Genomic DNA, 12518 nt, shown 5'->3' on the forward strand with positions numbered 1-12518 from the left:
CGGAACAAAAACTGATCATCAAATACGTCCCGCTCGGCCGGCGCGAAACGCTCGAATCTGCACGGCACTCCGAAGCGTGGGACGAGTCGCCGGACGAATTCCGGAACAGTCATCTCGTCCGGCAGACCCGGGAACCGATCATGCTGCAGAACGGCGGCTGGATCCTCTTCCAGGACATAGCCGCACGCGACTTGAGCAAGGTGGCGACGATGTCGGCACGGCTCGGCGACGCCCTGGTCGACAGGTTGCCGGCGGCCTCGCTGGCGGCCGCCACGACGTCCGCCGTGCATGCGGCGCTGGCCGGATGGAATCCCGAACGGGGCCATGGGCAGTTCGTCTCCACCGCACAACACATGGCGACGCTGCTCGGAGGCCGCCTGCGCGACAAACATCCGTTGCGCGAGTGGGCGTACGGCCGAGGCCTGGTGGCGGGCGCGGACCCCAGCCCCACCGAGTCGGACGTCGACGGCTTGCCGAATCCGTTCCTGCTGGCCGCAGGGGACCACCCTGCGCGTGGCCGCCGCGTGTACGCGGTCTACGGACGCGCGCACGGCGACCTGCATCCGGGCAACGTCCTGTTCGGAGCGGAGCCGGAGAAGTTCTGGTTCGTCGATCTCGCACGGTTCGGCAAGTCCGCTCCGCTCACCTTCGACCCGGTGTACCTGCAGATCACGGTGTCCGCGCACGTCCTGGAGCGGTTCGACCAGGACATGCGTCTGGTGGCGATCGACTTCCTGCTGGATCCGTCGGGGGACCGGGCACAGGTGCTGCCCGCGCTCTACCGCGACGTGATCAGAGCGATCAGCGGTGCCGCCGAGTCGTGGGCGAACGAGACGAGCCGGGCCCAAGAGTGGCGTGTGGACACGTTGCTCTCCTTCGTGGCCTGTGGGCTGGTGATGTGCGGCCGCACTCGTTTCTCCGAGGCCACCCGCGAGTGGTTCCTCCGGCTCTCCGCCGCGGCGACTGCTCGGTACCTGGCGTTGGACGAGCCTGCCTTCCCCGCCCAGGTCCCCGCGAGGCCCGTGGTCGAGTTGGAGGTCCGTCCCGAACCGCTTCCGGAGACTGAGCCACTGCGGATCGTGGCTCACGACCGTGCTTCCCTGCGCGCACTGACGTTGCCGGCGGTGCTGCGCTCCCGATGGCTGGACCTCGCTCTGGAACGCCGTGACCTTCAGGCCGCCACATCCGGCGGCCGGCAAATCCTCGTCGTCAGCGGCGAGGGCGGCATCGGGAAGAGCGTGCTGCTCGGGCAGTTGCTGGACCGCCTGGAACCTGGTGGACAGTCGCTGGTCCTGGTGTCGTGCGGAAGCGTCGACCAAGGCGCGGCACTGTCCGACTTGGCATCGGTGGACCTGGCCCTCGGCCTCGCGACGGACAGGGACCGGGGCGGGCGGGGTCTGCTGCACCTCCTGGACACCCAACGCGCCGCACATGGTTCAGTCGTGCTCCTGATCGACACGCTCGATCTCGTCCTCGGCGAGGAGTCGGCAGCGCCCCTGGCCGCGTTGCTGGTCGAAGCCCTCGGGATCGGAGAGGTCGTGGTGACCTGTAGGACGCACGAGTTCCGCGACTACCTTGAGCTGGCGCCGCGTCTCGCGGGCAAGATCACGAAACAATCCGTGCCGCCGCTGGACGGACCAGAGATCGTCGACTGGGCCAACAGGTACCTGCGCGCTCGGCCGGACTCGGACGACCACTCGGCCTTCCTTGACCACTTGGCCGGCCGGATCGAGTCGAGCGGTTCGTTGCTGGAGGTGTGTTCGCTGCCGGTGCGGCTGGCGCTGGCCTGCGAGACGTTCGGACAGAGGGGGTACCTGCCGGAGGATCTCAGCATCAACGACCTCTACGTCGCGTACTGGGACGCCCGAGTGGGAAGGCAGGCCGGGATCGCCGGTGTGACCGGCCGCATGAAGGAGAACGCCGCGCTCGCGGTGGCCAGCGGAGTGGTCACGAGGTCGGGACGCATCGTCGTGCGCGTGCCCAAGGCCAGCATCGGTGCGGAGCACACCGCCGGCTTGGAGCGGCTCGCCAGCGAGGGGGTGCTGCGCGAACGTCCGACCGAATGGGAGTTCTTCCACCAGACCTTCGCCGAGTTCGCCCACGCCAGATGGCTCCTGATGCACGGGATTGAGTCCACAGAGGTCGCCGAGCTGGTGGATCGGGTGACCTCGGGACGTGCCAACCTCTGGCCCGTCGTGGGATCCGTGCTGTTGCAGGTCTCCGACGACGACTTCCCGGTCGTCACCGCAATGATCCCGATGCACAGTGCCGACGCGACCCGGACGCGGGTGCTCGGCACGCTGCAGCGGCGCGACCAGAAGGTCCTCGTCCAGGTGCTGTCCGAACTGCGTGACGAGGTGGAGCTTCTCCCCGTCGCGCTCGCCGCTCTCGGCACTGCTCCGTGGTGGCATGTCCCTGTTGCCTTCGACGGTGCCGTGGAGGCGCTGCGCAGCCGGCCGGAGCTGCTCAGCTCGCCGGCGATCGACGCCCTCGCCCAACTCGGTCCTCGTGCGGCGGCCAGCGCCGACGCGGTGAGTCGGGCGCTGCGCGAGGTGTCGTTGTTGAAGGGCAAGGTTCCCGAGGACAAGCGCATCGGCTATCTCCAACGGCTGGTCAGGCCGTTCGCGGCGCACAAGACCTCCGCCGAGAAGCTCGCCGTGATCAGGGATGCGTACGTACACCTCGGTCCGCTTGGCCGCCGGGAGGCGTTGCGCGCGCACTTCGCACACGCGCCGACCCGAGACGTCGTCACCCTGGCGCTGACCGCCGTGGAGTACCAGTGTCCGCCGCTGACCGACGAGGAACTGGTCCCGCTGCTCCTCGCGCTGTGGGAGGACGCGACGGCACGTGCCCGGCTCGGCTGGACGACTTGGCGGGAGGCATTGGCCAGGTCCATGCCGAAGGACTGGGACAACGCCCAGATCAAGCTGGTCGTCCACCTTGCGGAGCACGATGAGAAGGTCTCTGCGGAACTGGTCGACGAACTGCTGGATGACGACGTGCGAAGCCCCGACCGGCACGTCAACGCCTTCGCTCAACTCGTTGCGCACCGGGTCGACTGGGCTGCCGCACGTATGCTCGCCAGGAGTGCGCCGATCACCCGCCGCGCCGTGAGCGCGGTCGGGAAGTGCGGTTCGCTCTTCGCGTCCGAACTGGACGAATCAACCCGGCTGCGGCTGATCGGCTGGCTGTGGGCGGCCAGGACCACCGCACCCCGCCCCGCGTGGCCGACTCAGTTCGCGCTGGCGGGGAACAACGTCGAGACGGTCCGGGCGCTGCTGTGCGAGTTCGGCGCGAGGGTCGCCGAGTCGGAGGTGGTCGTGGCGGTCGCGCACACCCTCTTCCACAACACCGCACTCAACGCACTCGTGCCCCTCACCTCGGAACTGCGTGATCTGGTCGCGCAGATCCAGCGACTCGGCAAGATGACCAACCGAGAAGTGCTCCAACTTCGCGCGCGGCTGGAAGGTCGGCTCGCCGAGGTGGACCCGGACGCTCGGCGGTGGATCGAGGACCAGGTCACCACCGGCGTCAGCCCGAACGTGGCGAGCACGGTGATCAAGACGTTCGTGGACGCGCACGCCGCCGCTGGCCCTCCCGCCCGCATGGTCACCTGGCTGGCGGCACTGTTGAACACCCCGCACACCGATGCCGCCGAAAGACTCGCGACGATGTTACTCGGCGCACGAGAGTCCTTCGCCGAGATGGACGCAGACGGACTGGCAGCGTTGGTGCACTCGGTCATCGCACGCATGGAGGCGGCGGTGAACCGGCAGGAGGACAGCGGACTTCATCGAGCGCTGCTAAACCTGTTGATCCGGCTGGACGATGTCCGCGCGTTGGGCCAGCACGAAGTGTGGTGGATCTACCGGAACGTCCGGGCTCGCCTGATCGCCGATGCGTCGGCAGCGGCCGGGCCGCCCACGAGCGACTACCCGGCGGCGATCCGCGACATGTCGACCCTGTCCGGCACGCTGATGTCACGGCGCCTCGACTCGGGAACCGTGCGTGACATGCTCGCCGAGATCGTGCTGGGTCTCGACGAGTCCCAGCTGAAGGGCAAAGTCCGGGTTCCTTTCACCAGCCTGCTGGTCAGTCTCGCGCATCGGGATCCGGAGGCACCGGACTGGCTGGTGGCCGTCTTCGGCACGCCGGGTGTCGGCGTTGAGGTCCAGAAGGCGATAGCGCGGGCGCTGTTGAAACTGGAGGACAACATGCCGGGCGGCAGGGCCTCGGCGCTGAAGGACCGGCCGAACTGCCCGGTGGCGGTCGAGTCCCTGATCGTCAAGGAGCTGCGTTCTTGACCACTTCGGGGGTGAAGGCGATGGAGCGGTCGGCGCGTGATCAGCCCGCAGGAGAGAAGTTCTTGAGGCGGAGCTGACGGATCTTCATGCGCGGCTTTCGTTCTTCTCAGCAGGTTCCACAGGTCAGCCTGCTGCGTTGCGCGGGGCAGTACCCCACCTGAGCGACTTGACCGTGTTGTCGTAGGGGGACTTCGGTCCGTTAGCGCGAGAATGCCACGCCGAACAGGTGAAGCCATTTGTGCCAGCGAACGACCTGTAGTGGCCGCAGAGGTCGGGTGCGGCACTGCAGGCCGCACGGCCGTAAGTTCCGGGACAAAGCTGCGCCGTCCATTGTCTGCATCCGGCGCGATCCTCGAGGTGCCATTCTCCGGCAGCAGCTCATCCTCGTAGGTGCCGGTCCCCGCTTTTCTCCCTCGTCGTGGGATTAGTGACCGGCATGGTGAAGAGCGCAACCGGTGTCGGCGTCGCCGAAGCGGTGCTAACCGGCGGATCCGCGTTCACCGGATCAATGCTGCTGTGCCTCGGCATCCTGGCGTCGCTGCACAAGTTCGAGCGGCTGATCGAGCGGGGACCAGCCAGCGCGACGAGTCGTCGTAGCCTTGCTTCCGCAGTCCTTGGCACCGGGCCGATCCACTTCGGCCCGGTGCCGAGTTTGGGAAGTCGTGTGCCTGCTACGTAGCGTCACGAGCCTTGGCAATCGCAGGGAGGCTGCCTTCGCCTGTCAGGTCGTGACGCCCGCGGGGATAGGCTCCAAACCCCATTTACGCACGGCCTTGCTGGAAACGAAGCGCCACTCCGCGCGGCACTTGTCGCAGTCGATCCAGACGTCATGATCACGGAAGCCCGGAACATTGTCGTGCTCTTCGATGATCCTCCCGTCGCCGCAGGGGCAGTGGTACTCGTAACGCTCCACCGTCCCAGCGCCGGCGCCTCAGCCCTCGTGATAATGCGAGTCTCCACCGATTCGTTCAGTACGAATGGGCTGCGGTGATGGCAACGTCCTTGTCCACTCTGCGATCGCGCTCACTACGGCGTCGTACGCCTCGGGCGAATGTGAAAGCTCACGGAAGATCGTCAGCAGCTCGTCGGGGGTGCGAGCGATGCGATGATCGCCGTCTCGCACGCCGGAGGAGTAGTCGTTTGCCAGATCGCCCACTGGGTCGTTGCGATCGGCCTGCAGAATCAGCCAGGCGTGGAACGCAGCCACCTCGTTCACGGGAGCTGGCCGAACCCAGCGACCTGTGATGGGCTTGCCAGTTGCCGCCTGGGCAAGCGCGGCCTGTAGATGTGCGTACCCGGCGGGGCAGTAGTGGTCTGAATGCGGTCGAGTCTGCCCCGGACCGACCATTCTGCGTACGTAGTCGTGCTCGCGCTCCGACACACCAATCAGGAGGTTCGGGCCAGCATCATCCGGGTCGGCGATCATGAGCCCCAGCGCTGCTGCTGCCCAGATCAGCCGGCCGTTGGACACATACGAGCAGTGCGGGGCCAGGAACCACTCCGCGGTGTGCTTCAAGGAATAGCTGTTCACCTCCAGCGTCGCGGTCCCCGAGATAGGGGTGAACATGCGGAGCATGTCCGTGATGAGAGCGAGTTCGATAAAGTCAGTCTCGCCATTGAAGTGCCACGACGCTTCCGAGAGAATCCATCCTCACCGAGGACAGGATCGCCACCGCGCGCACCGATCAACTCATGATCGTCGAGGATAGCGATGAGTCGCCGTGCACTGACTCGATCGCCGAGGAGCCCTTGGGTCAGCGGAGAACTCATCTGCCGCAGAGCGGCGGTGTACTTTGCGCCAGTGAAGGCTGCCCACTTGCGCGCATCCTGCTGGAGCGCGCGATTCTGTGTGTGATTGTTGGAGGTCATCTCAATCCTGCTCCGGACTAGCACCCCACGCCCACCAGCCCTGTGACATGAGAGAGATCCCAATCCAACAGGTAGTGCTTCTGGATCGGCAACCGTTGTCCTCGGCGTCTTCGTCGCGTGGAACTCAGACTCGGAGAAAGGCAGTCCAGGCTGCCCGCGTAGAGCGTAGCCGGGAGAGTTTCGCACGTCCACACCACGGCGAAGGGATCGGACCATCGAGCAAGGCGCGGGCACTGTCCTTCGTGCCGGATCATCGTGAACTCGCCGGTGCTCGACGTCCTGGGCTCAGAGCAGCGTCCACGGAGCGAGGGCCCAGACGGGGAGGTTGTCGCGCTGCCGGAACTCGAACGCACACCATCTCTGGAACCCATCCAGTACGGCAGGTCATCTCTGAGTTGGCTTGCCGTGATGGTGAGCTGGCCCGATTTCTGGTGTGGCTCGCTCTTGGTCTGTTCGGGTGGAGATGGACAGGACGTCGTCACGATGCCTTTGACAGCTGGGTCTCGGTTGTGACCGAGGGAGCTGACTGTGGCCAGGCTGACGAACGCCGAACTGGTTGCCGCGTTGACGGGACGTCGCCGTCCAGCGACACCGTCTGAGGAGCCTGGCCTGCGCTTTGCGTTCTACGGGCGGATGTCGACAAGCGTGTTTCAGGACGTGCAGACGTCGCGTGCATGGCAGCGCGCCGTGTCGGATGAGTTGATCGACGGCGTCGGTTCGGTTGTTGCGGAGTTCTTTGATGTGGGTGTGTCGCGGCGGTGGTCGTGGCTGGACCGTCCGGAGGCTGCGGCGTTGCTGGCCGCCGCTGCAGATCCTGATCGTGATTTCGACGCGGTGGTCGTCGGTGAGTACGAGCGGGCGTTTCACGGTGATCAGTTCCGCGAGGTCGTGGCTCGGCTTAACGCACTTGGTGTCGAGGTGTGGCTGCCGGAAGCGGGCGGTCCGGTGGAGCTCGGTAGTCCGGTGCATGAGGCGTTGATGGTGTTGTTGGGTGCGCAGGCGCAGCGTGAGGTGGCGCGGGCTCGTCAGCGGGTGTTGGCGGCGATGCGGTCTCAGACTCGTTTGCAGGGCCGGTTTCTGGGTGGTCGGCCGCCGTATGGGTATCGGTTGGTTGATGGTGGTCGGCATCCGAATCCTGTGCATGGGCGGTGGGGTCGGCGGGTGCAGGTGTTGGCGCCGGATCCGGTGACGGCGCCGTGGGTGCGGTGGATGTTCGCCGAACGTGCTCGCGGGCGGACGGTGGCGTCGTTGGCACGGGAGCTCAACGAGCGTGGCGTGGTGTGCCCGTCGGGTGCCGATCCCGAGCGGAACGCGCACAGGTCGGGGGAGCGGTGGATCGTCCGGACAGTGGCGATGATCCTGGAGAACCCGCGCTACACCGGCCGGCAGGTGTGGAACCGAAGCAGCACGACGGGTCACGGGCCTGGAGGCCGTCCCGGCGGCCGCGGTTCAGGTGTGCTGCGGTGGAATCCGGTCAGCGAATGGGAGGTCTCCGAACGGATCGCGCACGAACCACTCGTGGATGACGAGACGTTCGTCGCCGTGCAGGGGATGCGGTTGGCGAAGCCTGCAAAGGACGGCGAGGTCCGGTGCTACCTGCTGGCGGGGCTTGTCGTGTGCGGGCTGTGTGGTCGTCGGATGGACGGGCACTGGGTTCATGGGCGAGCTGGCTATCGATGCCGGCATGGCTTCACCAGCGTCAAGCGACGTTCCGGCGGCGAACCGCGGAACATCTACGTCCGAGAAGACCACCTTCTCGAGACACTGCCACACCTGCTCGGGCGGGCCGCGGGCCCTGCGGAAGTAGGTGCGGGCGAAAACCTGGTCGATCAAGTCCGCGAGCAACACCTGCACATTCACTACAGCGACCAGCGTCTTGAAATTCGACCCGCACCGCTAACGCTCAAGGCTGCGGAAACTACCTGTCGACCAGTTCAGTCGACGCTTGCGTTGGATTGGTGTGATGACACGAAAGTCGTCGAAATATGAATTACCCCACGGGATTCTGGTGAATCCCGTGGGGTAAGAGAATGTCCGAGACGAAGTCGCACACTATTCACCCACGTAGCTCTGCCTGGCTTTGAGTAGGACGACCCGACCGGTTCGGCACACGACGCCCGTCCTGCGGTGGTCACGCGGGACGGGGCCCAGGGCTTGTGTTCGTAGGTCGTCGCTAGCTGCGGACCTTCGCGGCGGGACCTGGGGACACCTTGATCACCACGTGTCCTACCGTTGAAGATCCCCGCCTCGAAGACGGGTTGATGAGGCTGCGTTGCAGAGGCAGTTGGCACCCTGAGGGCCAGGCACAAACGCCAGTTGTCCCCTTTTTGTCAACTATAGGAATATTTAATGGGCGCAATCTGGCGTGTCGCCGGAGTGCGGCTAGCAGGACATCTGATTAACTACCCGGCCGAGTCCGGCACCTTGCGAGCACGCTCCATATTCCAACCGACCGGGGGTAATGCGGGTACCACGTTGCCCCGATGGGGGTGAAACGAAAGTGATGTCGCCGACGATGTCAAGCGTGTTCGGACCATGTGCGCACCAGTCGCTCGGCTACGTCGAGATCCGCTAGGTCGTCAACGTCGATGACATCGCGCTCAAGGTATACGCCGACCGCGCCGGGAAAGGTGGACACCAAAGTGGCCATGAACTGCGTATCGCGCTTGACCCCGGACAGTTTCAACTTGCCCATGGAAGTCCACATCTCTTCCCCGACCCACCGCACGTTCCCGAACACGGAGCTGGACGCTGATATGCCCTTGCCGATCCCGGTGACCACCTCCGGGTCGGCGTCGTGACAGTGAATCCAAATGGGATCGGAGTCGTGCACCAGATCCGTTCCGAGCACCGTCATTAAGCGGCTCGGTGTACGCCGAGCCGCTTCGACTAACCGTCCGAGGCTGCCGATCGGCAGTACCACGTCACAGGTACTGATCAAGTGCTCCTTCCCTGCGAAGCTCGCCGACAGGGCGCGTACAGCTTCGAAGGTGCCCTCCCCGGAGGTGGGTATGAAGTTCCACTCGAACCTGCGGTCTGCTGCCAGTCCGGTCATCACCTCATCGTCATCGGCTCGGACCGCGGCCGACACGTCCGTGACCCCTAGGTGGGCCGCCTCGTCAAGGAAGTACGACACGACCGGTCGGCCACCCACCCGAACGAAAGGCTTCGGAGTAGTGACACCTTGTGCCCGCAAACGCGATCCGGTACCGCCGGCCATCAGCCCGGCATGACGTAATCCGAACATATGTGTACCCCTTCACCGCTGCACGGTTACGCGGTTTTCCGCGGCCGAACTTCTGGAAATGTCGTGCACTATGGCACGGCTGACAAGATGGACGCAAGAACTGTGCTCGTGGCCCCGAGTCTCACCATAGCGGTGGCAAATACCGCGCTCGCCTCACGCGTATCATGCGTCATTACGATGGCTGGCAGCTTCGCGTGCCACGGGGCAAACATCCTGCGCTCGGTCGGAACCGGCCGGCCGTTGTGGATCACAGATTTTACTGATATCCACTCACTGCGGTCCGGCATGCGGGTGACCATCGATGGAGATTTCGTGCACTTGTCGCCAGATGCCGCCGGGGCATTTCGTTACGACCGCGGACAGGAATGGCGGAAGTCATCATCACACGAATTTCAGGAATGGGACGTGACGAGCCGACCCGCCGTCGTGACGGCCTACTGCTACTGGCACCACCGCCGGTATGACCGGTTGACCGCCTCTCTGATGGTGCCGGGGTTGACCCGGTCCGCGCGGTCGCTCGGCTACCAGGAAGCCGTAGTGGATCACCGGCTCGACGGTCGGCTTTGGTTTCGTGCCGCGCCGTCCACCGCCGATCTGGAACGGCTCGCCGCCGACACGACCAGGGCACCCGCGCTGCTCCGCCATCAGGTGCAGGTATACGACGAGATTCTGCGCTCCCTCTCCGGTCCGGCCAACACCGGTCATCGACGGCTGGCCGAACTGTGCGAACTGCTGCACGCCTACTTCTCGGTCCACCTGCTCACGCACAACACCTACGAGCACGTCCTGCTCGAACTGCGCGAGCACCTCCGCCGCGGCGCGCCGCGTACAGCTGATCTCGCCGACCTGCTCGACGTTGTGCTGACGCCCGACATCGTCGCGTGGCATCGTGCTCGGCAACTGGACAACCATAAGGATCTGCTGACGGACTCCACGCCGGTGGACTTGCCGGACACCACCGTAACGGTGGCAGTCGAACGGCATGTGCGCCGTGTCTACCGGGAATACATCTCGCTCGGTGACGCGCTGCCGCCCCTCGACGATGACCGGCTGAAACTCTGCGCGACAACCATTGTCGTGAAGGAGTGGAAGTTCGTGCTCAACAAACTGATTTTTTCCAGGTTTGGCGCGCAGGCTCATGAACTCGCCGAGCGCCGCTCCCTTGACCTCGCGGAGCTGAGGACCATGGATCACGCCGAGTTGGTCGCCCTGGCTGGACCAGCGGAGTTCCGTCCGTGACCGATACGACGACCGACCCTGATACGGGCGCCAAGGGATTCGGCCTGCGCGCCCTGGCTGCGCAAGGCATCCCCACCCCGCCTACGTTCCCCGTGCCGCTAAACCCCGTCGGAGGATCCGGCTGCCCACCCGTTCCCCCTGGCTCTGGTGGCTACATCGTGCGCGCGTCGCCCGTCGTCGACTTTGCAGTCCTCCCCCTACTCTCCGGGCTATACGACTCGGTCCGTATCGAGCGCTTCGAGGACCTGCCGCCCGCGGTCGAGCAAATCCGGCAGAGCGCGATGGACGAAGCCGTGCGTACTCGACTCGACGAGCACAGGCTGCCGCCGCCTCGGGTCGTGGAGCTGTTGCAGCCCTACTTCACGGCGCTGATCTCCGGGATCGCTCACGTCGATCCGCGCCGCGGCATCAGGACGGCGTGGAGAGAGGGCAACCTCGAACCGTTGGCTGGCGGCCACGCCGCCGGTGAACTGCAGTGCGTCCTGCCCTACACGGGAATCGTGCGCGGACCGGCTGACGACTCAGACCGGATCGCCTGGTGGTCCGATCGGATCGCTCTCGCGTTCACCGAGTTGGCGAAGCTGCGGACATCGATGCAAGTGCTGGAAGTCGAGTGGCTTGTCGACCTGCGAGGTCGCTTCTACGGCCTGCAAGCACAGCCGCTCCTAGATGACGGGATGCGTGATGACTGGTAGCACTGCTCTCATGTTCGTCGGCTTGGCCGGTTCGACCGCTTCCACGGCGGTAGCGACATTGCTCGAGTCGATTCGGCAACCCTCGTACCTCAGGTCAACCACGACCACGGGGCCGTTGGAAGCGCTCGACCTGCGACGCCCGGACGGCTTCCGTTTCGGAGGCTGGGACTTCGACTCTCGCGCGCTGGATGCTGTGTGCGACGGCCATGGAATAGTCGGGAGTCTGCACGCCGACACCCGGCAGGCTTTGTCGGCCATCCGGCCTATGTCGGGGATAAGAACGAACCTTGACATCGAACCGCGGACAGGTTTCGACAACTTCGTACAGGTCACCGACGTTGGCGAGGCGGTCGATAGGGTAGCCGAGGACATCGGCCGCTTCACGACCACCGCGGGCGCGGACAGCGCCATCGTGTTCTACACCGGGTCGCCGCACGCCGACGACGCCAACGACCCGGTCCCTGTGCCGAACACCTGGGAGGAGCTGCGAGCCACGGCAGGGGTGGTTCCTTCGTCGGTGGTGTACGCACTGGGTGCGATTCGTGCCGGCGCGCATTTCGTCGACTTCACGCCCGGCCGGTGCCTGGACTCCGCATTGGTGCACCGGCTCGCGGCCGAACATGCCGTGCAGCTCGCTGGTCGGGATGGCAGTACAGGTCAGACGATGCTCAAGATGGCGCTCGGCGAACTACTGAAGTCGCGCGGCTTTCGGGTGCGTGGCTGGTACAGCACTAACGTTATCGGCAATCACGACGGTTACGTACTTTCTCTTCCACAACACGCCGTGGTGAAGTTGTCCGACAAATCCGACGGCTTACCGAAGTTGCTCGGTTACGACGATTTCGACCACCACGTCTCCATCGACTACGTACCCCACTGGGGCGACCACAAGGAATCCTGGGACGCGATCTCGATCGAAGGTTGGGCTGGCAGTCGACTCGACATTCGGGTGAACTGGCGGGGTGCAGATAGTATGCTCGCCTCCGCAATGCTCTTCGATCTCGCCCGACTCTTGGACTACGGCGCCCGTTTCAGTCTTTCTGGGCTCCGCCATGAGGTCGGCTACTTCTTCAAGAGACCTCTTGGCCGCGAGGGCGTAGCCCCCGGTGCGCTCCTGAAAGATTTGGTCGGCTTCTACACTGCGCTCAGAAAAGCGTAGGTGGT

8 protein-coding genes are annotated in these 12518 nt (G+C 65.1%); 6 read left to right on the top strand and 2 right to left on the bottom strand.

What is annotated here, in order from left to right; genetic code table 11:
• The first annotated feature begins 140 nt into the window (after nucleotides 1–140).
• Together ACFWN2_RS04580 and ACFWN2_RS04585 are read left to right on the top strand one after the other, a co-directional pair.
• Nucleotides 141–4304, top strand: coding sequence for a hypothetical protein (locus ACFWN2_RS04580; protein ID WP_382424882.1), 4164 nt, complete (start codon nucleotides 141–143; stop codon nucleotides 4302–4304).
• A 427-nt stretch (nucleotides 4305–4731) separates the two neighbouring features.
• Nucleotides 4732–4983: a hypothetical protein gene (locus ACFWN2_RS04585; RefSeq protein WP_382424883.1), complete on the top strand. Its 252-nt coding sequence runs from the start codon at nucleotides 4732–4734 to the stop codon at nucleotides 4981–4983.
• Between the two features lie 252 nt (nucleotides 4984–5235).
• Here ACFWN2_RS04585 and ACFWN2_RS04590 read toward each other — a convergent pair whose 3' ends face one another.
• Nucleotides 5236–5880, bottom strand: a complete 645-nt coding sequence (locus ACFWN2_RS04590; RefSeq protein WP_382424884.1) for a hypothetical protein — start codon at nucleotides 5878–5880, stop codon at nucleotides 5236–5238.
• Nucleotides 5881–6701: 821 nt separating this feature from the next.
• Here ACFWN2_RS04590 and ACFWN2_RS04595 point away from each other — a divergent pair.
• Complete coding sequence (locus ACFWN2_RS04595; RefSeq protein ID WP_382424885.1) at nucleotides 6702–8162, top strand: recombinase family protein; 1461 nt, start codon at nucleotides 6702–6704, stop codon at nucleotides 8160–8162.
• Nucleotides 8163–8691: 529 nt separating this feature from the next.
• On the opposite strand, the gene ACFWN2_RS04600 is transcribed toward ACFWN2_RS04595, so the two are convergent.
• Nucleotides 8692–9420 carry an NTP transferase domain-containing protein gene (locus ACFWN2_RS04600; protein ID WP_382424886.1) on the bottom strand — a complete coding sequence of 243 codons (729 nt, stop codon included), beginning with the start codon at nucleotides 9418–9420 and terminating at the stop codon, nucleotides 8692–8694.
• A gap of 177 nt (nucleotides 9421–9597) precedes the next feature.
• Here ACFWN2_RS04600 and ACFWN2_RS04605 point away from each other — a divergent pair, with 177 nt between their 5' ends.
• From ACFWN2_RS04605 to ACFWN2_RS04615, 3 genes are read left to right on the top strand one after another with little or no spacing between them, the layout of a single operon-like run.
• Nucleotides 9598–10659 carry a hypothetical protein gene (locus ACFWN2_RS04605; RefSeq protein WP_382424887.1) on the top strand — a complete coding sequence of 354 codons (1062 nt, stop codon included), beginning with the start codon at nucleotides 9598–9600 and terminating at the stop codon, nucleotides 10657–10659.
• Complete coding sequence (locus ACFWN2_RS04610) at nucleotides 10656–11354, top strand: hypothetical protein (protein WP_382424888.1); 699 nt, start codon at nucleotides 10656–10658, stop codon at nucleotides 11352–11354. Before ACFWN2_RS04605 ends, ACFWN2_RS04610 begins: the two co-directional genes overlap by 4 nt.
• Nucleotides 11355–11364: 10 nt before the next feature.
• The gene (locus tag ACFWN2_RS04615) at nucleotides 11365–12513 is read left to right on the top strand and encodes an inositol-3-phosphate synthase (protein WP_382424889.1); all 1149 of its coding nucleotides are present in this window, start codon (nucleotides 11365–11367) and stop codon (nucleotides 12511–12513) included.
• Nucleotides 12514–12518 lie beyond the last annotated feature (5 nt).

Source organism: Lentzea sp. NPDC058436 (assembly GCF_042721515.1).
In the GTDB taxonomy this organism is placed as follows: Bacteria; Actinomycetota; Actinomycetes; order Mycobacteriales; family Pseudonocardiaceae; genus Lentzea.